Raw genomic sequence first — 20,430 nt, forward strand, 5'->3', positions numbered from 1 at the left:
ATTCCGCGGTCATGCTCGACCGCCTGTTTGGTACCAGCGCCAGCGCCGAAGAAACCCGTCTGCTGAGCGATATCAAAGCCATTGAAGTCCAGGCGCTCGCGTCCTCCGAGCGCGTGGTCAACCTGCGGCGCAGCAGTGATATCGCCGGCGCCCAGGACCTGTTGCTCGCACAGACCTCAGGTCTCTACAGCGAATGGCTGAAACGCGTGAATGCCCTGATCGACTTCGAAGAAGCCCAGATCAAACACAGCCTGGGCACCGTACAAACTGCCGCCAGCCAATTCGCGCTGCTGATGATCGCCGCCAGCGCGGTGGCAATCATCTTGAGCGTACTGGTGTCGTTGCTGATCATCCGCAAGGTCAAGGCCACCCTTGGCGCAGAGCCTGAGGAAGTGGCCGAGGCGATCCGCCGCCTGGCCAATGGCGAGCTGAACCAGCCCATCCAGACCCGCTACCCCGACAGTGTGATGGGTATTCTGAAGAACGCCCTGTCACGCCTGGGCGACACCATCACCGAGGTGCGCGGGGCGGCCCAGGCCTTGCGCCATTCCTCGGTCACGCTGTTGTCGGTGGCCAGTGACAACCGCCAGCAAATTACCCTGCAAACCAGTGAAGCCCAGCATGTCGCGGCAGCCATCACGCAAATGGCTGCCTCGGTCAGCGAGGTCTCGGGTTACGCGTCAGCCGCCTCAAGGGCGACTATCCTGGCAGACGCCGAAGTCGATAGCGGCCACCGCCTGGTGGGCGAAGTCAGCGTGGCCATCGAAGAATTGGCGACGATCCTCGACCAAGCCACCACGAGCGTCAATCAAGTGTCCAGCGACAGTGAACGCATCGAAACCGTGATCGAAGTCATCAACGCAATCGCCGCACAAACCAACCTGCTGGCGTTGAACGCGGCGATTGAAGCGGCGCGCGCGGGCGAACATGGCCGCGGGTTTGCAGTGGTAGCCGATGAAGTACGCTCGCTCGCCACGCGCACTCAGGAATCTACCCAAGAGATCCGCGAGATGATCAGCAAACTGCAAAGCGGCACACAGGACGCCGCCAATATCATGCAACGCAGCCGCACCCTGGCCCAGGTCACCGTTATGCAAACCCGCGACTCTCAGGTGGCGCTGGGCAAGATCAGTCAGGAAGTGGGCGCGATCAATGCGATGAACGCGCAGATTGCCAGTGCCTCCGTGCAGCAAAGCGCGGCGGCTGAAGAGGTGGCGCAGAACGTCACGCGCATTCACACCTCCACGGTGCAGTCTGCTGCCGGTTCCGCAGTGGCGGAAAGCTCAAACCGCGAGCTGGCGGAACTGGCAGACCGGTTGAGCACTAAGGTGGCGTTCTTCAATGTGGCGTAAGGGCTGAGACCGCACGGAGGCGGAGCAGACGGCTCCGTCATCCGGGCAGACTCGGTGCGTTGTCAGGTACATCGGCAAACATCAACGGTGAAAGCTGCACACCCCAGGTTTAAACCGACAAATACCGGCTTATGGTCGCCTCATCCACCCGATCCCGGGTCTCTTCGATGACGAACCTGCCCTTCTCAATCACCAGGAAGCGGTCGGCGATTTCCAGGGTGAACGACAACACCTGCTCCGACACCACAATGGTCAGGTCCCGCAGGTTGCGGATTTCTTTGAGCGTGCGGGCAATGTCCTTGATGATCGAAGGCTGAATCCCCTCCGTCGGTTCATCCAGCAACAACACCTTCGGATTGGTGGCCAACGCCCGAGCAATCGCCAGCTGCTGTTGCTGCCCGCCAGACAGGTTACCGCCCTTGCGCGATTGCATGTCGTGCAACACCGGAAACAACGCATACAAATCCTCCGGCACCTTGCCCCGTGCCGATGCTGGCAGCCCGGTCTGGATATTCTCGAGCACCGTCATGCTCGGAAATATCATCCGCCCCTGCGGCACATAGGCAATCCCGCGCGCCACCCGTTCATGGGTCTCCAGCGCCGACACCTCGTGCCCGTCCACACTGACGTGGCCTTTCCATTGCGGCAAAATTCCCATCAGGCTCTTGAACAGCGTGGTCTTGCCCATGCCATTGCGGCCCATCACCGCGACGATCTCGCGCTTGGCCACGTTCAGGTCCAGGTCGTGGAGAATCTGGCTCTGCCCGTAGCCACAGGACAACTGGTCGATCTTGAACATGCCGGATTCCTCAGTGGCCCAAATACACTTCGATGACTTTAGGGTTGCTCTGCACCGACTCCATGCTGCCCTCGGCCAGCACTTTGCCCTGGTGCAGCACCGTGACCTTGTGGGCGATGCTTTTGACGAATTCCATGTCGTGCTCAATCACCAGCACTGAACGGCCCTGGCTGATGCGTTTGAGCAACTCAGCGGTTTGCGCCCGCTCGTTGACGCTCATGCCCGCCACCGGTTCGTCGAGCATCAGCAGCTCAGGGTCTTGCATCAGCAGCATGCCGATTTCCAGCCACTGCTTTTGCCCGTGAGACAGCAGGTCGGCCTGTCGTTGCAGCAGGTCGCCGAGGAAGATTTCCCGCGCCACCTCCTCGACCCGCGCGACGACTTGGGCGTTACGCTTGAAGAACAGCGCGCCCCAGACCTTGCGCCCGGCGGGATAAGACATCTCAAGGTTTTCAAACACCGTGAGGTTTTCGTAGATCGACGGGTTCTGGAATTTACGACCGACGCCTGCGCGCACGATGTTGTACTCGCGCATTTTGGTCAGTTCCTGGCCGTCAAACTGGATGCTGCCGCTGGTGGCGCGGGTCTTGCCGCAGATCAGGTCCAGCACCGTGGTTTTGCCGGCACCGTTGGGGCCGATGACCACGCGCACCTCGTTGCGGTCGATGTACAGGTTGAGGTTATCGACCGCCTTAAAGCCGTCGAACGACACGGTGAGGCCTTCGATGGCCAGCACCGGCTTTTTCATTTCAAAGCCAACGGCGGTCATGGCTGGGTCTCCAGAATTTTCGCTTCAGTCTTGGGCTTGACCACGGGCGCAGCGGCTTTCACCACCGGCTCACGCCGCAGCAGCCTGGCCAGCGCCTGGCGCCCATGGCTGTCCCACAACCCGGCCAAACCGTTGGGGAAGTACATGACCACGGCGATGAACAGCCCGCCCATCAAGTACAGCCACAACTCGGGAAAGGACTCGGAAAAGTAGGTCTTGCCGTAGTTCACCAACAGCGCGCCATACACCGCGCCGAGCAGCGACATGCGCCCGCCCACGGCGGCAAAAATCACCATTTCAATCGACGGCACAATGCCGACAAACGACGGCGACATAAAGCCCACCTGTAAGGCAAACATGGCCCCGCCAATCGCCGAAAACGCAGCGGCCACGCAGAACACGAAAATCTTGAAACTCGCCACGTCGTAGCCGGAAAAGCGCACGCGTTCTTCCTTGTCGCGCATGGCCATCAACAGCCGGCCCAACTTGGAGGCGAGGATGAAGCGGCCGATAAAGATGCAGCCAAACAGCAACCCGGCGTTGATGAAATACAGGATCAGCTTGGCGCTGTCGGTGCGCAGGTCCCAGCCGAGCAGGGTCTTGAGGTCGGTGATGCCGTTGACGCCGCCGGTCAAGCCTTGCTGGCCGACGATCAACACGGTGAGAATCAGCGCAATCGCCTGGGTGACGATGGAAAAATACACGTCGCCCACCCGACGCTTGAACAGCGCAATACCGATCACAAACGCCAGCAGTACCGGCACTGCAACCACCGCCACCACGGTAAACGTGAAGCTGTGGAACGGCTGCCACAACAGCGGCAATTCGGTGATCTGGTTCCAGTCCATAAAGTCTGGGATGCCCGGCGTCGACTGGATTTTGGTGCTTACCGGGTCCGACGCTTCCAGCTTCAGAAACATCGCCATGCAGTAACCGCCAACCCCGAAAAACACGCCCTGCCCCAGGCTGAGAATGCCGCCATACCCCCAGCACAACACCAGCCCTACGGCGACGAACGCGTAAGTCAGGTATTTGCCGACCATGTTCAGGCGAAACGCATCCAGGGTCAGGGGAAATACCACCAGAATCAACAGCGCCAGCAGCACGATGCCGATCAGGTTTTGCTGGCCGCCCAGCAGCTTGTCTAAAGCCTTCATCTGCTCGCCTCTACTTGCGCACTTTGATGGAGAACAACCCTTGCGGGCGCAGCATCAGGATCAGAATCACCGAGGACAAGGTCAGCACCTTGGCCATCGAGCCACTGAGGAAAAACTCCGACAGCGATTGGGTCTGGGCGATCACGAACGCCGAGGCGATGGTGCCGAACAGGCTTTGCGCGCCGCCGAACACCACCACCAGAAAGGTGTCGACGATGTACTGCGATCCCGCCGTGGGGCCCGTAGAGCCGATCGTTGTGAATGCAGCGCCGGCCACACCGGCCACGCCGCAGCCGAGGGCGAAGGTCATGCGGTCGACCTTGCGCGTGTTAATGCCGACTGCGCGACTCATCAAGCGGTTTTGCACCGTGGCGCGCACCTGCAGGCCCCAGCGCGAGCGGTAAAGCATCAAGAAGATGGCAGCGGTGAGCAGCAAGGTCAGGCCCATCATGAACAGGCCGTTGCGCGGGATTTCGATGGCGTCGGTGAAGTTCACCGAGCCCATCAGCCAGGCCGGCGGTTCGGCGCTGACTTCACGGGCGCCAAATACCGAACGGAAGGTTTGCTGCATCACCAGCGACAAGCCCCAGGTCGCCAGCAGCGTGTCCAATGGCCGTTTGTACAAACGGCTGATCATCGCCCACTCCACCAGCCAGCCGACGGCGCCGGCGACGAGGAATGACAGGGCGATGGCAAAGAAGAAGTAATAGGGTTGGAAGCTCGGCGCAAAGTGCGCGGTGAGGCTGGAACACACGTAGGTGGTGTAGGCGCCGATGGTCAGGAACTCACCGTGGGCCATGTTGATCACGCCCATCTGGCCGAAAATGATCGCCAGCCCCAATGCCATCAGCAACAGCACGCAGAACACGGACAACCCGTTGAACCCCTGCATTGCCGCGATGGCTCCAAATTCCGATAGCCATTCCATGATGATGGTCTCCTACAGAGAGATGAAATGCTGACTGCTTTTGCTTTGCTCTATGTGGGAGGGGGCTTGCTCCCGATAGCAGTGGGTCAGTCAACTTACCGGCTACTGATACAACGCCATCGGGAGCAAGCCCCCTCCCACATTTTGAAGCACTGTGTGCCCGAAGGTTATTGGTAGCCCTTAGGAAACGGGTTCGGCTCGATCAGGTCCGACTCGTAGATCACCTTGAACTGGCCGTTCGGCAGCACTTCACCAATGCGCGACTTGCTCCACAGGTGATGGTTTTCGTGGACCTTCACGTAGCCTTCCGGTGCGTTTTTCAACTCGATGCCAGGCGACGCAGCAACCACTTTATCCACGTCGAAACTGCCCGCCTTCTCCACCGCCGCTTTCCACAGCCAAGGGCCGAGGTAGGCTGCCTGGGTCACGTCGCCGATCACCGCATCCTTGCCGTACTTGGCCTTGAAGGCTTCGACGAAGGCTTTGTTGTTCGGGTTGTCCAGGCTCTGGAAGTACTTCATGGAGGCGTAGAAACCGGCCATGTTTTCGCCGCCGATGCCGAGCAGTTCGTCTTCGGTGACCGACAGTGTCAGCAAGGTCTGCTTGGATGCATTCACGCCGGCCGCGTTGAGTTGTTTGTAGAAGGCCACGTTGGAGCCGCCCACCACTGCTGCGAACACCACGTCTGGCTTTTTCAGCTTTACCTTGTTGATCAGCGAGCCGAATTGCGTGTTGCCCAGCGGGTAGTAGTCTTCGCCGACCACGGTGCCGTGCAGCACGTTTTCAATGTGCTTGCGCGCGATCTTCATCGAGGTGCGCGGCCAGATGTAGTCCGAGCCGACCAGGTAGAACGTCTTGGCGCCTTTGGTCTTGGCGATCCAGTCGAGGCTGGCGAGGATTTGCTGGGTGGCTTCCTGGCCGGTGTAAATCACGTTTTTCGACTGTTCCAGGCCTTCATAGAAAGTCGGGTAGTAGAGCAAACCGTTTTCTTTTTCGAAGATCGGCAGCACGGCTTTACGCGACGCCGAGGTCCAGCAGCCAAACACGGCGGCGACCTTGTCGTTGACCAGCAGCTTCTTGGCTTTCTCGGCGAAAGTCGGCCAGTCGGAGGCGCCGTCTTCCTGAATCACCTTGATCTGGCGTCCCAGAATCCCGCCCGAGGCGTTGATCTGGTCGATGGCCAGGCGTTCGGCCTGGATCGAGCCGGTCTCGGAAATCGCCATGGTGCCGGTGGCCGAGTGCAACTGGCCCACAGTGACTTCGGTGGGGGTCACGGCCAGGCCTTCGTTATCGGCCAGCGCGCCCTGGCTGAACAGAGCGGCGGCCAGTAACGACAAGGCCAACAGCGGTGTGGAGCGAATCAATCGTGATGCCATGGGGCGACTCCTCTGCAATGAGGGGTTCAGCATGGCGGCAAGGGGCGAGCGCGGGTATACGCAGCCTGACGTAACCGAGTACGTCATTTGACGTATGCCGCTTCGCACTGTTTCAGGGCAGTATCCCGATCCTCCATGCACTGAGGATCCCCTGTGGGAGCGGGCTTGCCTGCGATGGCGGCCTATCAGGCAACCTCTGCGGTGGCTGACCCAGCGCTATCGCAGGCAAGCCAGCTCCCACATTTGTATCTCAGCGTCTGCCGGGGCATGGAACTTGCTCACCGATCCTGCCCACTCCCCGGAGCCTCCCACCGTGCATCCTCCTTCCGGCACCCAGCGCATCGTCAAGATCCGCCGCGACTACAACACCTGGGTCGCCGACGAGACCATGGAAGACTACGCCCTGCGCTACACCCCCAAGTCGTTCCGCAAATGGTCGGAGTTGCGCATCGCCAACACCGCCCTTGGCGCCGTGTCATTCCTGGCGCTGGAAGCCATCGGTGGCGTGCTGGCCTTGAGTTACGGCTTCACTAACACTTTCTGGGCAATCCTCGCGATCAGCCTGGTGATCTTCCTCACCGGCCTGCCCATCAGCTATTACGCCGCGCGCTATGGCGTGGACATGGACCTGCTGACCCGTGGCGCCGGGTTCGGCTACATCGGCTCCACCATTACTTCATTGATCTACGCCAGTTTCACCTTTCTGTTCTTCGCCCTTGAAGCGGCAATCATGGCCCTGGCGCTGGAGTTGTATTTCCACATCCCGTTGGCCATCGCCTATGTGATCTGCTCGCTGTTGGTGATCCCGCTGGTGGCTTACGGCGTGACCCTGATCAGCCGTCTGCAACTGTGGACCCAACCTGTCTGGCTGCTGTTGCTGGTGCTGCCCTACGGTTTTGTGGGGTGGAAAAACCCCGACGCCTTCAGCGACTGGACCAGCTTTGTGGGGCGCAGCGGTGACAGCGGCGGCTTTAACCTGTTGTCGTTCTGCGCCGCCTGCACGGTGGCGCTGTCGCTGGTAACGCAGATCGGTGAACAGGTGGACTACTTGCGCTTTTTGCCGGAAAAAACCGCCGCCAACCGCAAGCGCTGGTGGGCCGCCCTGCTCTGCGCCGGCCCTGGCTGGATCATCCCCGGCGCGTTAAAAATGTTTGCCGGAGCGTTTTTGGCGTTTCTCGCCCTGCAACATGAAATCCCCATGGAGCGCGCCGCCGAGCCGACCCAGATGTACCTCGTGGCGTTCCGCTACGTGTTCAGCTCGCCGGAATGGGCACTCGGCGCGATGGTGCTGTTTGTGTTCATCTCGCAGATGAAAATCAACCTGACCAACGCCTACGCCGGCTCCCTCGCCTGGTCGAATTTTTTCGCCCGCGTCACCCACAGTCATCCCGGGCGTGTGGTGTGGCTGGTGTTCAACGTGGCCATCGCATTGATGCTGATGGAGCTGGGCGTGTTCGATGTGATCGACCAGGTGCTGGGGCTGTACGCGAATATCGCCATCGCCTGGATCGGCACGCTGGTGGCGGACCTGGTGATCAACAAGCCGCTGGGGCTGTCGCCCAAACACATCGAGTTCAAGCGCGCGCACCTCTACGACATCAACCCGGTGGGCGTCGGCTCGATGCTGATCGCCTCGTCGCTGTCGATCCTCGCGCACTTCGGCCTGTTCGGCGCTCTGGCCCAGGCAGCGCCGCCGTTTGTGGCGCTGGGCACGGCATTGATCATGGCGCCGCTGCTGGCCTGGCTGACCAAGGGCAAGTACTACATCGCCCGCACCAGCGCCCTGCATTTGATTCACCCGGTGGCGCCCGCCACCCACGCGGTGTGCGGGCTGTGCAGCAACCCGTTCGAGACCGCAGACATGGCGTTCTGCCCGGCCTACAGCACGCCGATCTGCTCGCTGTGCTGTTCGCTGGACGCACGGTGCGGCGATCGCTGCAAACCCCACGCGCGGCTGGTGACGCAGTTTGAAAGCGTGTTGCGCCTGTTGCTGCCCAACACGCTGGTGCCGCGACTGCACACGCGATTGGCGCATTACCTCGGCCTGCTGCTGGCGCTGGTGCTGATGCTCGCGGGCGCACTGGCGCTGATCTACGTGCAGGCGGCGCAAGGGTTACCCCATTCCGAAACCCTCTACCAAGCTTTCTTCAAAGCCTTCCTCACCCTCTCGGTGCTGGCCGCCGTGCTTGCCTGGTGGGTGGTGCTGACCCGCGAAAGCCGGGGCGTGGCCCAGGAAGAATCCGACCGCCAGACCTTGCTGCTGATGCAGGAAATCGACGCCCACAGCCTCACCGACCAAGCCCTGCAACAGGCCAAGGAAGCCTCGGAAGCCGCGAACGCCGCCAAGAGCCGTTACGTCACCGGGCTGTCCCACGAACTGCGCACGCCGCTGAACAGCATTCTCGGCTTCACCCAGATCCTGCAGCGTGACCACGCCATGCCCGAGCAACATCAGGACGCGCTGGCGACGATTCTGCGCAGTGGCTCACACCTGGTCTCGCTGATCGACGGCTTGCTCGACGTGGCCAAGATCGAAGCCGGCAAGTTGCGCCTGGAACTCACTGAAATCCCCTTCCCCGAGCTGATCCACGACCTGGAGCAGATGTTCACCCCGCAAGCTCAAGACAAGGGCCTGCGCTTTCGGCTCGATTGCGTGGGCAAGATCCCGGCGGTGGTGCGGGGCGATGAAAAACGCGTGAGGCAAATCCTCATCAACCTGTTGGGCAACGCCGTCAATTTCACCGACAGCGGCGAGGTGTGCCTGCGGGTCAGCTACATGCGCGAAACCGCCAATTTTGAAATTATCGACACCGGCATCGGCATTGATCCGGGGCAGATCGAGCAGATTTTCCAACCGTTCGAACGCGGCGACCTGATGCGGCAAGACAAGGGCGTTGGGCTTGGCTTGACCATCACGCGCATGCTCACTGCCTTGATGGGCGGCGAGCTGCGGGTCACCAGCGAACTCGACAAAGGCACCTGTTTTCAGGTGCGGTTGTTCCTGTCCCAAGTGCGCGCACCGCAAGCCGTGGTGCATGTGGAGCACGACATCATCGGCTATCAAGGTGAGCGCCGGCGCATTCTGGTGGTGGATGACCATGTGGACCACCGCAAGGTACTCAGCGGCATGCTCACGCCGCTGGGCTTTGAAGTGATTCAGGCCAGCAACGGTCAGGAGGCGATTCGCCAAGTGGCGCTGCTGGCGCCGGACCTGATCCTGATGGACCTGTCGATGCCGACGCTGGACGGCTACGAAACCAGCCGCTTGATCCGACGCAATGCGCTGTCCACTGCGCCGATCATCGTCATCTCGGCCAACGCCTTCACCGACGACCGCGAACGCAGCATCGCCGCCGCCTGCAACGATTACCTGGCCAAACCGGTGCGCACGCCGGAGCTGCTTGGGCGCCTGCAACAGCACCTGGATTTGCACTGGCTGCGGCGCACCAAAAGCCTTGTGCCTCCGACGGCGCCCAGCGTGCTACCCGGCCCTGAAGACCTCGCCGCGCTGATTGAACTCAGCGCCATCGGCTATGTACGCGGCCTGCACGAAAAACTCGACACGATCCTGGAATACAACCCGGACACCGGCCCTTTCATCAGCAAAGTGCGCGGTTTGCTCAAGGGTTTTCGCCTGGATGAACTTAACCGAACCCTCAAGGAGGCCGAAGATGGATCCACTCACCCGCAGCACTGAACCTGGCGTGGTGCTGATCGTCGACGACACCCCGGACAACCTCGCCATGCTCTCCGACGCCCTCGACGACGCGGGCTACATGGTGCTGGTGGCCCTCGACGGCCTCAGTGCGCTGAACCGTGTGCAACGCCGGCGCCCGGACCTGATTTTGCTCGACGCGATGATGCCCGGGCTGGACGGTTTTGAAACATGCCGCCGGCTCAAGGCGCAGCCCTCCAGCGCGGACATCCCGGTGGTGTTCATGACCGGGCTGACCGACAGCAAGCACGTGGTGCAGGGGTTTGAGGTGGGCGGCAGTGATTACGTGACCAAGCCGATCCAGACCGATGAAGTGTTGGCACGGGTGGCGGCGCATTTGCGTACGTCGCGGATTTTGCTGTCGGCGCGGGCGGCGACGCAGCCGAGTGTGTTGACGCTGGAAGATGCACCGGCGCAGCGGTTATTGTCGGCGCGGTTTCAGCTGACCGAGCGCGAGGTTGAGGTGCTGCGCTGGGTGGCGTGTGGGAAGACCAATCGGGATATTGGCGATATTTTGGGGTTGAGCCCGAGGACGGTGAATAAGCATCTGGAGCATGTGTATGTGAAGCTCGGTGTGGAGACCCGCACTGCTGCGACGTCAGTTGCCCTCGCTGCAATTTGAATGTGTGTAGAGCTTGTGTGGGAGCGGGCTTGCTCGCGAATGCGGTGGGTCAGTCAATTCATGTACCGACTGACCCACCGCATTCGCGAGCAAGCCCGCTCCCACATTTGATCTTCAGTGCTGCTGAGATGAGCTACCCGCCGAAGGTTTGTGAGGGGCGGCGCAGGGTCGGGTCAAAGGGATTGATCCTCGGCCCGATTGCCGCTGCTTCGCGCTTGAGCAACTCCACCACCATCGGCAACCGTGTCGGCCCCAGCCGGTCACTGATGGTCGCCACACTCAACGCTGCCACCGCATGCCCGTCGCGGTTCAGGATGGGTACCGCCAAGCCTGCCATGCCTTCCAGCACGCCGGTATTGCGCGCGGCGTAGCCGAGTTTGCGCACATTCTCGACTTCCGAACGCAACAGCACCTCGTCATACAGATGGAAGTCCTTGAGGCGGGGCAGGTTGTAGCGAATCACCGTCTCACGCTCTTCCTCCGGCAAGAACGCCAGAATCGCCAAACTGCCCTGCCCCACGCCCAGCGCCACGCGCCCGCCGATATCACCGGTAAAGGTGCGGATCGGGTACGGGCCTTCGCTGCGGTCCAGGCAGATCGCATCAAACCCGCTGCGCGCCAGCAGGAACAGCGAGTCGCCCAATGACGCACTCAGGCGCAGCATGCTGGGCCGCACCAGATCGCGCAGGTTGCCGGTCTTGCCCGCGTTGGCCGCCAGGGCGAAGAACTCCAGGCTCAGGCGATAGCGCTTGCTGCGCGCGTCCTGCTCGACCATCCCTTCATCCATCAGGCTGCGCAGCAGCCGGTGGGTGGTGGGCTGAGACAGGCCGACCTGTTGCGCGAGTTGGGTCACGCGCTCACCGCCTTCCGGCACGGCGCCGAGAACGCGCAGCAGCGCAAACAGCCGAGAGACACCACCGGCACCGACTTCTTTGTTGTTTTCGTTCCGCTCAGTGGAATCCATAACACTCAACCCTTATCAACATTCTAGTGAGTGAATAAAACTGAAAATAATAGTCCATTCAGTGAAATTCCATCTTTCGCCCATCCTAGTCTTCGTCCTAATCTGAGTCCACAGGGGCGAAATGAACAACTAACGGCAGCCGACTCAAGATCGAGCGCCACCGCACCCGCTACACCCTTTTCGCATCTGCCCAAAACAAAAAAGCGCGTTTCGACGCGACTCAAAAAGGTGGAACGCAACCATGGCTTTTCTCCAACTCAACGCCTTGAGCAAACGCTACGGCGCCGTCGATGCGGTGGTCGCCACTGACCTTGCGGTGGAAAAAGGCGAATTCGTTTCCCTGCTCGGCCCTTCGGGCTGCGGCAAGACCACCACCCTGCAAATGATCGCCGGCTTCGTTGATGTCAGCGGCGGGCAGATCCTGCTCGACGGCCGCGACATCACCCACGCCAAACCCGCCAGCCGTGGCCTGGGCGTGGTGTTTCAGAGTTACGCACTGTTCCCGCACATGACCGTGCGCGACAACGTCGCCTTCGGTTTGAAGATGCGCAAAGTGCCAGCCGCCGAGATCGCCAGCAAAGTCAAAACCGTGCTGGAACTGGTGCGCCTGGCGCCTCACGCCGACCGTTACCCGCGTGAACTCTCCGGCGGCCAGCGCCAACGCGTTGCTCTGGCCCGCGCGCTGGTGATCGAGCCGCCGGTGCTGCTGCTGGATGAGCCACTGTCAAACCTCGACGCTAATTTGCGCGAAGAGATGCAGTTTGAAATCCGCCGCATCCAGTGCGACGTCGGCATCACCACCTTGATGGTTACTCACGATCAGGCCGAGGCCCTGTCCATCAGCGACCGCGTGGTGGTGATGCAGGTCGGGCGTGTGACCCAGATTGACGCGCCGTACAAACTGTATGAACACCCGCGCACGCGGTTCATTTCGGACTTCGTGGGCAAGGCCAACCTGCTGCCCGGCGACTACGACGCACTGGGCACCCCGCAAGTGCGCCATGAAGCGGGCAACGGCGAACTGACCCTGAGCCTGCGCCCGGAAAAAATCCAGCTGGTGGACGCCGGCACCGGTCGCCTGCAAGGCAAGATCCTCCACAGCTATTTCTTTGGCAGCCAATGGCTGTACCGCATTCATACGGGCCTGGGCGAAATCACCGTGGTACGCGGCAACGACGGCAGCGCGCCGCTGGGCAGCGGCGCCATTGTGGGCCTGGACTGGCACGCCGACCTGCTGCGGGTGCTGGCGGCGGATGAGGTGCGCGCATGAGCCGGGGTTATTTGCTTTCGTTACCGGCGCTGGTGCTGTTCAGCGGGCTGCTGATCCTGCCGTTGCTGATGACGCTGGTGTTGTCGTTCAACGTGTTCGACTACCAAGTGGGCGTGAAGGCCGACGAGTGGACGTTCGCCCATTACCTGTCGCTGTTCAGCGATTCGTACTTCTACGAGATTTTCTGGCGCACCTTCTGGATCAGCGCACTGGTGACCTTGCTGTGCGTGGTCATCGGCGTGCCGGAGGCCTACATCCTCAGCCGCATGGGCACACCGTGGCGCTCAATTTTCCTGATCCTGATCCTCACGCCGCTGCTGATTTCGGTGGTGGTGCGCGCCTTTGGCTGGAGCCTGTTGCTTGGCGCGGACGGGCTGGTGAACCAGGTGATCCAGGCCCTCGGCGGGCGCCCGGTGAAGCTGCTGTATACGCCGTTCGCCGTGGTGATCGCGCTGGTACACGTGATGCTGCCGTTCATGATCATTCCGGTGTGGACCTCCCTGCAAAAGCTCGACCCGTCGGCGGAACAGGCCGCGCTGTCGCTTGGTGCGAGCCAGGCCACGGTGATGCGCAAGATCGTGTTGCCGCAGGTCATGCCGGGCGTGTTGTCCGGCACCTTGATTGTGTTTGGCCTGGCCGCCAGCTCGTTTGCCATCCCCGGCCTGCTGGGCGGGCGACGCCTGAAAATGGTCGCCACCGTGGTGTACGACCAATACCTATCGGAACTCAACTGGCCCATGGGCGCGACCATCGCGGTGGTACTGCTGCTGGTTAATTTGCTGATCATGCTGAGCTGGAACCGCATGGTCGAAAGCCGCTACAAAAAGTCCCTGGGGGTTTAAGCGCATGTCCAGAAACGGTCCTTTGGCCCTCGGTTTCCATGGTTTGGTGGTGCTGTTCATGATGGCGCCGCTGGTGGTGGTGTGCCTGGTGGCGTTCACCCCGGAAAACACTTTGAGCATTCCGACGTCGGGTTTTTCCCTGCGCTGGTTTCGCGCAGTGTTCGAGCGGGCTGACTTTATCCAGGCGTTCTATAACAGCCTGATCCTGGCGTTTACCGCCGCCAGTTTGGCCACGTTGATTGCCGTGCCGGCCGCCTTGGCGATCAGTCGCTACCAGTTCCCCGGCCGCAACTTTTTCAGCGCGTTGTTCCTGTCGCCGATCATCATTCCGCACCTGGTGCTGGGGGTGGCGATGCTGCGCTTGTTCGCGCTGATGGGGGTGAATGGCAGCTTCACCTGGCTGATGCTCGCGCACGTGGTGATCATCACCCCGTATGTGCTGCGCCTGGTGCTGGCGGCGGCCATCGGCATTGACCGCAGTGCCGAGCAGGCGGCGGAATCGCTCGGCGCCAGCCGCTTTACGCTGTTTCGGCAGATCACCTTGCCGATGATTTTGCCCGGCGTCGCGGGCGGCTGGTTGCTGGCGTTTATCAACAGTTTCGACGAAGTGACGCTGTCGATTTTCGTCAGCTCGCCGGCCACACAAACTCTACCGGTGCGCATGTATGTGTACGCCACCGAGTCCATTGACCCGATGATGGCGGCCGTTTCAGCGCTGGTGATTGCGCTGACCGCTGCGACGATGATTCTGCTCGACCGGGTCTACGGCCTGGACCGCGTGCTGGTGGGGAAACATTGATGGCCTTGTTCACACGCTTGGCCGAGACCGGGCGCCCTGTCGTGACCTTCACGCTGGATGGTCAACCCGCCAGCGCCTTGCTCGGCGACACCCTGCTGACCGCCGTTCTCACCTGTGCCGAACACCTGCGTGGCAGTGATTTCAGCGCCGAACGCCGTGCCGGTTTCTGTTTGATGGGCGCTTGCCAGGATTGCTGGGTGCGATTGGAAGATGGCCGCCGCGTGCGCGCCTGCTCGACCTTGCTGGAAGAAGGCCAGGCGATCAGCCGTGATCCGGGGCGCCAGCCATGAAGCCCGTAGTGATTGTGGGCGCAGGCCCCGCGGGGATCAGCGCGGCGCGCACCCTGCTCGACCATGGCATCAAACCTTGCCTGGTGGATGAAAGCCTGCGCGGTGGCGGGCAAATTTATCGCCGCCAGCCGGTGGGTTTTCAGCGCACGGCCAAACAGATTTACGGTTTTGAAGCAAACAAGGCCGAGGCAGTGCATCGCACGATGGATGAGCTGGCACCCCTGATCGACTACCGGCCAGACACGCTGGTGTGGAATGCCGAGGACGGTCGCCTCGATATGCTCAACAATGGCCGCGCCGAAAGCGTCGAATATTCGCAGATCATCGTCGCCACCGGCGCCACAGACCGCATTCTGCCAGTGCCGGGCTGGACCTTGCCCGGCGTCTACAGCCTCGGCGCGGCGCAGATCGCCTTGAAATATCAGGGTTGCGCCATCGGTGAACGGGTAGCGTTTTGTGGCAGCGGGCCGTTGCTGTATCTGGTGGCTTATCAATACGCCAAGGCTGGCGCGAAGGTTGTTGCGGTGCTCGACAGCGCGCCGTTCAGCGCCCAATGCCGTGCGCTGCCGGCATTGCTTGGGCAACCGACGACATTGGCCAAGGGTTTGTATTACCGCGCCTGGCTGACGGCCCATGGGGTTCCCGTGCATCAGGGCACGACACTCACGCAGATCGACGGTGAACAGCGGGTCAGTGGCATTCGCTGGGGCAATCAGACCCTGGCATGCGATGCCGTGGCCTTCGCCCATGCCCTGCGCAGCGAGACGCAACTGGCGGATTTGCTCGGCTGCGAATTTGCCTGGAATGCCTTGAACCGCGCGTGGTTGCCGCAACGCGACAGCGCCGGGCGCAGCAGCGTGAGCGGTGTGTACCTGGCTGGCGACGGCGCCGGAATCATGGGCGCAGACGCCGCGCAACTGGCCGGTGAACGTGCAGCATTGGCGGTGCTGGAAGACTCAGGTTTGGCCATCGATCATCGCCGCCCTGCCGTGCTGGAACGGCAATTGGCAGGCATCCAGCGCTTTCGCCATGGGCTGGAAACCGCCTTCCCCTTCCCGGAACAGTGGGCCGCGCAGGCACCGGATGAGTTGATTCTGTGCCGTTGTGAAGAAGTCAGCGTGGGCGACGTGCGTGCAGTGGTGGATGAAGGCCACTGGGAAATCAATCGGGTCAAGGCCCATTGCCGCGTCGGCATGGGCCGCTGTCAGGGCCGCATGTGCGGGCTGGCGGCAGCGGAGATCGTGGCTGAGCGCAGTGGTCGCGAGGTTGAACACGTCGGGCGGCTGCGCGGCCAGGCGCCGATCAAGCCGCTGCCGTTTGGCGTGGAGGTGCAGCCATGATCGACGTCATCGTGTTAGGCGGCGGCATCGTCGGCGCCTCGGCCGCCTTGATGCTCGCGCAGAAGGGCCAACGTGTGGCGCTGGTAGAGCGCGATTTGTGCGGTTCGCATTCCAGTGGCGTCAACTACGGCGGCGTGCGGCGCCAGGGCCGGCCTTTACACCAACTGCCGTTGTCGCAGCGGTCACATGAACTGTGGGCCGACTTGCCGGGTTTGATCGGCATCGACGGCGAATACGTGCGTTCCGGGCATTTGAAACTGGCGCGCAGCCATGCGGATTTCGCCGCATTGCAGGCGTACGCCGAGCACACCCGTGGCTTCGGCCTGGGCTTGCAGCTGCTGGACTACGCCGAGCTGCGCGCACGGTTTGCGTGGGTGGGTGATATCGCCGTCGGCGCCTCGCTGTGCCCCGAAGACGGCCACGCCAACCCGCGCCTGGTATCGCCCGCCTTCGCTCGCGCCGCACAGCGTCTGGGTGCGTCGGTGTACGAGCAGGCGCAAGTGATTCATATCGAATATGCCAGCGGGTTATTCCAGGTGCGGTGCGCCAACGGCCTGCGCCTGCAAGCGCCGTGGCTGCTGAACTGCACCGGTGCCTGGGCCGGCACGGTGGCCGAACAATTTGGCGAGCCGGTGCCGATCACCTCGGCGCACCCGGCAATGCTGGTCACCGAGCCGTTGCCGGTGGTGATGACCGTGAGCACCGGCGTTGAAGGCGGCGGGATTTATGCGCGGCAGGTCGCCCGGGGCAATTGCATCCTCGGCGGCGGTCGCGGCTTTGCCCTTGGCCCGCTGCAGGCTCGTCCCGGCCAGGCCGCGGTGCTGGAGATTCTGCGCAATGCCGCTGAGCTGTACCCGTTTCTCAAGGGTGCCCAGGCGATTCGCACCTGGAGTGGCACCGAAGGTTACCTCCCCGATCATGAACCGGTGATCGGCCCCAGCAGCACCCAACCTGGCCTGCTCCACGGTTTCGGCTTTGCCGGCGCCGGGTTCCAGCTCGGCCCCGCCGTCGGTGAAGCCCTCGCAGAGATCGTCTGCGAAGGGGCCAGCCGACACCCCATCGAAGCGTTTTCCATTCGTCGTTTCCAAGCCTGAGAGGAAAAACATCCATGAACACACGTATCGCGCTGTCCTGCTTGCCCCTCGCGTTGCTCGCGTCCATCGCCCACGCGGCGCCCACGCTGTACCTGGGCATGAACGGCGGCACCATGGAACGGGTCTACGCCGACAAGGTGCTGCCCGCATTCGAGAAGGCCAATAACGTCAAGGTGGTGATCGTGCCCGGCACCTCGTCGGACATCCTCGCCAAGGTCCAGGCCAACAAGGACAACCCACAGATGCACGTGATGTTCCTCGACGACGGCATCATGTACCGCGCCATTTCCATGGGCCTGTGCGACAAACTCACACCCAACCCGACCCTCGACCAGATCCCAACCAAAGCCAAAATCAAGGACGAAGCCGTGGCCGTGACACTCGGCGTGACGGGCTTGGGCTATAACGCCAAGATGTTCAAGGAAAAAGGCTGGGCTGCGCCGACCTCATGGATGGACCTGGCCGACCCGCGCTTCAAGGACAAGGTAGTGTTCCAGTCCCTGGCCTCCTCCACCTTTGGCCTGCACGGTTTCCTGATGTTCAACCGCATTCAGGGCGGCTCTGAAACCGACGTCGAGCCGGGCTTCAAGGCCTGGCCAAAAACCATCGGCCCGAATGTGCTGGAGTACATCGCCAGCTCGGCGAAAATCTCCGAAATGGTGCAAACCGATGAAGCTGCGATCTTCCCGCTGACGCCCACCCAGGTCGCCACCCAGAAACTGCTTGGCGTACCGATGGAATACGCGCAGCCCAAGGAAGGTGCGGTGGTGCTGAACGTGGCCGAATGCGTCATCGCGCGCAATGACCAGCCGGAACTGGCACAGAAACTTGCGGCCTTCCTGCTGACAGCTGAAGCCCAGGCACCGGCGCTGGAAGAAGGTGATCAGATTCCGTCGAACCCGACCACGCCGACTACCGACAAAACCCGTGCACGGGTTGAAGCGATGCAAGGATATTTGCAGACGGCGATTTCGATTGATTGGGACCAGGTGAACCAGGCGCGGCCGGAGTGGAATGCGCGGTGGAGCCGGTCCATCGAGCGGTAAAGCCTCATCATCCTGCCCGGCGCCGAGCTCGTTGACGCTGGGTATGGATGATCTTCGCGATGCGCTGACGCTTTTGCCGGAGCTTTACCCATTCGGCTCGAGCTTCTCGGTGGCGTTTACTGTTGATCAGCAGAAGAGCCAGTAGCGGGAATAACAGGCCCAGTACATAGAACACTTTGTGAGGGCGATATTCGATGGTTGGTAAAACCCCCAACAAACTGAGCACCATCAGAACCACCGGGATCCATAGCCAGCCTGGATAGCCGCGCACGATCATGAAATTGCAGTGGGCAATAACTAAGGATGAGACGAGAACTGAGAAGAAGGAAAACTTCAAGCTCTCACGAAGGGGCAGCGCCTGAAAGTAGCTGTCGATTACCATCAGTACGCAGATAGCAACTGCGAAGCTTTGAGCAAAAACGGCAGCCATGAAAACAGGAAAATAGCGCTTCAGAAAACACCAAAGTTCCTCAAGCGTCATCAGCAATATCATTCGCTAAACTCCTCGTACAGCCCTACGGCAATCGTGTGAATATTGCCGGACATGGAACTTCCCATTACAGTCATTGAGGCACCCACAACGTCTTTAATTTGAGTGAGCGTGGCGTGGCGTAATTGTGTTGGCGTCAGTCGTTTAGGCAAGTCACCTGCCAGCTGCCTCAACTTCAACATTTTCGAAGCTAGCTGTGGATGTTGAATACTTAATAGCTCCTTCGTCAGCTTCGCTCGTTCTTGACGAGTAAGCCCTTTGAGTACCTGCAGCGAACTTTTCCCGGTGCTGGTTTTAGTCACCTTGACCAACCTGATAGTCGCCAAGAGAGAAGAGCCCGCGCCAACAAGTGCGGCAGCATCCAAAGCAGCTGTTGCATGTTGAAACCAAGGTTTACTGTCCAGCAAATCATTGTTCATCGGGGCGTATAACTCGTTGTACACACGGTATCCGCCAATGACGCATTGCGCCAAACTTGCTGTGGCAGATATATATCCAACAGCCGCAATGAATGAACTGGCACCCGCAGTAAATGGAATGGCCGCTGTACCACTGACGGCGACAATCCAACCTAAAACCGCACTACCGCATGCCACGCCCATACCCAAGGCCTCAAATACAAGCTGCGACTCCCTCGGTTCCTCCTCGAGCGCCCTCACAAAATCCAACCGTGCCATCGACCGTGGCATCTCCCGCAAAATCACCCGTTTGGGCAATACACTGCAAATCGGCTGAAATTCGCGCAATGTCACCGGCCATAATTGAGCGTCGAGATACACCACCCCCGCCCCGGCAATCGCTGGGTCGGCGTCAATGACAGCAAACAGTCGACGCAGATCAATACTGCTCTCCACCCGCTCACGCGTAGTGAGATGGGCACTGGGGAAACCGTCCTTGAAGACACTGGAAGCCATTCCTTTACTCCTGAACTCACGAGAGCGCAGAGCGTATCCGGCAAGAATGTCGGAAAGTTTCCTTTTTCCGGACAGGCATTTCCCGTTCTCGTCTCAGCCTCTTGTAGTCAATCGCAGGTATGGGAAAAGTACGCCCCACGCCACTACTGGCGAACGATCAGACAGGGAATGAAGATGGCTACGGATATGTTTTTGAAGCTGGGAGACATCAAGGGTGAGGCCAGGGACCAGGCGCACCGTGATGAAATTGACATTACCCGCTGGGGCTGGAGCATGCGGCAATCAGGCTCCATGCACACCGCATCAGGCGGTGGAGCGGGCAAGGTCAATATGGCCAATATCGCCATCGAGAAGGCCCTCGACAAATCCACCCCCAACCTGATGATGGCCTGCGCAACCGGAAAGCATTATCCAGAAGCACGAATCGTCGTTCGCAAGGCCGGGGGCGAGAGCAATGTCGAGTACCTGGTGATCACCTTGAAGGAAGTCATGGTTGCTTCCTATGACACGCGCGCAGCATCAACGGGCGACGTACTCACTGAAGAAATCAGTCTGAATTTTGCCAAGGTTGAAGTCAGCTATCAGCCGCAGAAAGCCGACGGTGGAAAAGACGGCGGGCCTATCCGGTTCGGCTGGAATATTCGAGAAAATATCAAAATCTAA

The 20,430-nt window shown here is 60.9% G+C and carries 19 protein-coding genes; 11 read left to right on the forward strand and 8 right to left on the reverse strand.

Annotated features, from left to right (window positions below):
* Positions 1–644: 644 nt before the first annotated feature.
* Positions 645–1,352, forward strand: a complete 708-nt coding sequence (locus Q7C20_RS15485; protein ID WP_375068544.1) for a methyl-accepting chemotaxis protein — start codon at positions 645–647, stop codon at positions 1,350–1,352.
* Between the two features lie 109 nt (positions 1,353–1,461).
* Here the strand turns inward: Q7C20_RS15485 and urtE are convergent, their stop codons facing one another.
* The 5 genes from urtE to urtA form a co-directional block, all read right to left on the reverse strand.
* Complete coding sequence (urtE, locus tag Q7C20_RS15490) at positions 1,462–2,151, reverse strand: urea ABC transporter ATP-binding subunit UrtE (protein WP_375068467.1); 690 nt, start codon at positions 2,149–2,151, stop codon at positions 1,462–1,464.
* A 10-nt stretch (positions 2,152–2,161) separates the two neighbouring features.
* Entirely contained in the window at positions 2,162–2,920 is a 759-nt protein-coding gene (gene urtD, locus Q7C20_RS15495; protein ID WP_375068468.1) for an urea ABC transporter ATP-binding protein UrtD, read from the reverse strand.
* Positions 2,917–4,077, reverse strand: a complete 1,161-nt coding sequence (gene urtC, locus Q7C20_RS15500; protein WP_375068470.1) for an urea ABC transporter permease subunit UrtC — start codon at positions 4,075–4,077, stop codon at positions 2,917–2,919. The genes urtD and urtC overlap by 4 nt, the downstream gene beginning before the upstream one ends.
* 10 nt (positions 4,078–4,087) lie before the next feature.
* Entirely contained in the window at positions 4,088–5,005 is a 918-nt protein-coding gene (urtB, locus tag Q7C20_RS15505; RefSeq protein ID WP_053256607.1) for an urea ABC transporter permease subunit UrtB, read from the reverse strand.
* Positions 5,006–5,172: 167 nt separating this feature from the next.
* The gene (gene urtA, locus Q7C20_RS15510; protein ID WP_375068473.1) at positions 5,173–6,381 is read right to left on the reverse strand and encodes an urea ABC transporter substrate-binding protein; all 1,209 of its coding nucleotides are present in this window, start codon (positions 6,379–6,381) and stop codon (positions 5,173–5,175) included.
* A gap of 313 nt (positions 6,382–6,694) precedes the next feature.
* Between urtA and Q7C20_RS15515 the strand changes: the two genes are divergently transcribed.
* Positions 6,695–10,078, forward strand: coding sequence for an ATP-binding protein (locus Q7C20_RS15515; protein ID WP_375068475.1), 3,384 nt, complete (start codon positions 6,695–6,697; stop codon positions 10,076–10,078).
* Positions 10,053–10,718 (forward strand): response regulator, encoded by a 666-nt coding sequence (locus tag Q7C20_RS15520; RefSeq protein WP_375068477.1) that lies wholly within the window; start codon positions 10,053–10,055, stop codon positions 10,716–10,718. The genes Q7C20_RS15515 and Q7C20_RS15520 overlap by 26 nt, the downstream gene beginning before the upstream one ends.
* A gap of 133 nt (positions 10,719–10,851) precedes the next feature.
* Here Q7C20_RS15520 and Q7C20_RS15525 read toward each other — a convergent pair whose 3' ends face one another.
* Complete coding sequence (locus Q7C20_RS15525; RefSeq protein ID WP_375068478.1) at positions 10,852–11,682, reverse strand: IclR family transcriptional regulator; 831 nt, start codon at positions 11,680–11,682, stop codon at positions 10,852–10,854.
* A gap of 241 nt (positions 11,683–11,923) precedes the next feature.
* Here Q7C20_RS15525 and Q7C20_RS15530 point away from each other — a divergent pair, with 241 nt between their 5' ends.
* The 7 genes from Q7C20_RS15530 to Q7C20_RS15560 are packed head-to-tail and all read left to right on the forward strand — an operon-like array spanning position 11,924 to position 18,363.
* Complete coding sequence (locus tag Q7C20_RS15530; RefSeq protein WP_375068480.1) at positions 11,924–12,952, forward strand: ABC transporter ATP-binding protein; 1,029 nt, start codon at positions 11,924–11,926, stop codon at positions 12,950–12,952.
* A complete protein-coding gene (locus Q7C20_RS15535; RefSeq protein WP_375068482.1) occupies positions 12,949–13,794 on the forward strand; it encodes an ABC transporter permease in 846 nt (281 codons plus the stop codon). The genes Q7C20_RS15530 and Q7C20_RS15535 overlap by 4 nt, the downstream gene beginning before the upstream one ends.
* 4 nt (positions 13,795–13,798) lie before the next feature.
* Entirely contained in the window at positions 13,799–14,593 is a 795-nt protein-coding gene (locus Q7C20_RS15540) for an ABC transporter permease (RefSeq protein WP_078743198.1), read from the forward strand.
* Positions 14,593–14,883: a (2Fe-2S)-binding protein gene (locus Q7C20_RS15545; protein ID WP_375068484.1), complete on the forward strand. Its 291-nt coding sequence runs from the start codon at positions 14,593–14,595 to the stop codon at positions 14,881–14,883. The genes Q7C20_RS15540 and Q7C20_RS15545 overlap by 1 nt, the downstream gene beginning before the upstream one ends.
* Positions 14,880–16,223 carry an FAD-dependent oxidoreductase gene (locus Q7C20_RS15550; protein ID WP_375068485.1) on the forward strand — a complete coding sequence of 448 codons (1,344 nt, stop codon included), beginning with the start codon at positions 14,880–14,882 and terminating at the stop codon, positions 16,221–16,223. Before Q7C20_RS15545 ends, Q7C20_RS15550 begins: the two co-directional genes overlap by 4 nt.
* Positions 16,220–17,317 (forward strand): NAD(P)/FAD-dependent oxidoreductase, encoded by a 1,098-nt coding sequence (locus Q7C20_RS15555; RefSeq protein WP_375068487.1) that lies wholly within the window; start codon positions 16,220–16,222, stop codon positions 17,315–17,317. Before Q7C20_RS15550 ends, Q7C20_RS15555 begins: the two co-directional genes overlap by 4 nt.
* Positions 17,318–17,331: 14 nt before the next feature.
* Positions 17,332–18,363 (forward strand): ABC transporter substrate-binding protein, encoded by a 1,032-nt coding sequence (locus tag Q7C20_RS15560; RefSeq protein ID WP_375068489.1) that lies wholly within the window; start codon positions 17,332–17,334, stop codon positions 18,361–18,363.
* A 7-nt stretch (positions 18,364–18,370) separates the two neighbouring features.
* On the opposite strand, the gene Q7C20_RS15565 is transcribed toward Q7C20_RS15560, so the two are convergent.
* Both Q7C20_RS15565 and Q7C20_RS15570 read right to left on the reverse strand, forming a co-directional pair.
* Positions 18,371–18,856: a hypothetical protein gene (locus Q7C20_RS15565; RefSeq protein WP_375068491.1), complete on the reverse strand. Its 486-nt coding sequence runs from the start codon at positions 18,854–18,856 to the stop codon at positions 18,371–18,373.
* Entirely contained in the window at positions 18,853–19,767 is a 915-nt protein-coding gene (locus Q7C20_RS15570; RefSeq protein ID WP_375068493.1) for an NAD synthetase, read from the reverse strand. The genes Q7C20_RS15565 and Q7C20_RS15570 overlap by 4 nt, the downstream gene beginning before the upstream one ends.
* 174 nt (positions 19,768–19,941) lie before the next feature.
* Here Q7C20_RS15570 and Q7C20_RS15575 point away from each other — a divergent pair, with 174 nt between their 5' ends.
* On the forward strand, positions 19,942–20,430 hold the full coding sequence (locus Q7C20_RS15575) for an Hcp family type VI secretion system effector (protein ID WP_375068494.1): 489 nt from the start codon (positions 19,942–19,944) through the stop codon (positions 20,428–20,430).

This window comes from Pseudomonas sp. AMR01 (assembly GCF_041946035.1).
Lineage (GTDB): Bacteria > Pseudomonadota > Gammaproteobacteria > Pseudomonadales > Pseudomonadaceae > Aquipseudomonas > Aquipseudomonas antarctica_B.

Excerpts from the sequence above, each read along its gene's own strand:
- Q7C20_RS15485 (WP_375068544.1), top strand. The coding sequence starts at position 645 with ATGGCTGCCTCGGTCAGCGAGGTCTCGGGTTACGCGTCAGCCGCCTCA.
- urtE (WP_375068467.1), bottom strand. The coding sequence starts at position 2,151 with ATGTTCAAGATCGACCAGTTGTCCTGTGGCTACGGGCAGAGCCAGATT.
- urtD (WP_375068468.1), bottom strand. The coding sequence starts at position 2,920 with ATGACCGCCGTTGGCTTTGAAATGAAAAAGCCGGTGCTGGCCATCGAA.
- urtC (WP_375068470.1), bottom strand. The coding sequence starts at position 4,077 with ATGAAGGCTTTAGACAAGCTGCTGGGCGGCCAGCAAAACCTGATCGGC.
- urtB (WP_053256607.1), bottom strand. The coding sequence starts at position 5,005 with ATGGAATGGCTATCGGAATTTGGAGCCATCGCGGCAATGCAGGGGTTC.
- urtA (WP_375068473.1), bottom strand. The coding sequence starts at position 6,381 with ATGGCATCACGATTGATTCGCTCCACACCGCTGTTGGCCTTGTCGTTA.
- Q7C20_RS15520 (WP_375068477.1), top strand. The coding sequence starts at position 10,053 with ATGGATCCACTCACCCGCAGCACTGAACCTGGCGTGGTGCTGATCGTC.
- Q7C20_RS15525 (WP_375068478.1), bottom strand. The coding sequence starts at position 11,682 with ATGGATTCCACTGAGCGGAACGAAAACAACAAAGAAGTCGGTGCCGGT.
- Q7C20_RS15530 (WP_375068480.1), top strand. The coding sequence starts at position 11,924 with ATGGCTTTTCTCCAACTCAACGCCTTGAGCAAACGCTACGGCGCCGTC.
- Q7C20_RS15535 (WP_375068482.1), top strand. The coding sequence starts at position 12,949 with ATGAGCCGGGGTTATTTGCTTTCGTTACCGGCGCTGGTGCTGTTCAGC.
- Q7C20_RS15540 (WP_078743198.1), top strand. The coding sequence starts at position 13,799 with ATGTCCAGAAACGGTCCTTTGGCCCTCGGTTTCCATGGTTTGGTGGTG.
- Q7C20_RS15545 (WP_375068484.1), top strand. The coding sequence starts at position 14,593 with ATGGCCTTGTTCACACGCTTGGCCGAGACCGGGCGCCCTGTCGTGACC.
- Q7C20_RS15550 (WP_375068485.1), top strand. The coding sequence starts at position 14,880 with ATGAAGCCCGTAGTGATTGTGGGCGCAGGCCCCGCGGGGATCAGCGCG.
- Q7C20_RS15555 (WP_375068487.1), top strand. The coding sequence starts at position 16,220 with ATGATCGACGTCATCGTGTTAGGCGGCGGCATCGTCGGCGCCTCGGCC.
- Q7C20_RS15560 (WP_375068489.1), top strand. The coding sequence starts at position 17,332 with ATGAACACACGTATCGCGCTGTCCTGCTTGCCCCTCGCGTTGCTCGCG.
- Q7C20_RS15565 (WP_375068491.1), bottom strand. The coding sequence starts at position 18,856 with ATGATATTGCTGATGACGCTTGAGGAACTTTGGTGTTTTCTGAAGCGC.
- Q7C20_RS15570 (WP_375068493.1), bottom strand. The coding sequence starts at position 19,767 with ATGGCTTCCAGTGTCTTCAAGGACGGTTTCCCCAGTGCCCATCTCACT.
- Q7C20_RS15575 (WP_375068494.1), top strand. The coding sequence starts at position 19,942 with ATGGCTACGGATATGTTTTTGAAGCTGGGAGACATCAAGGGTGAGGCC.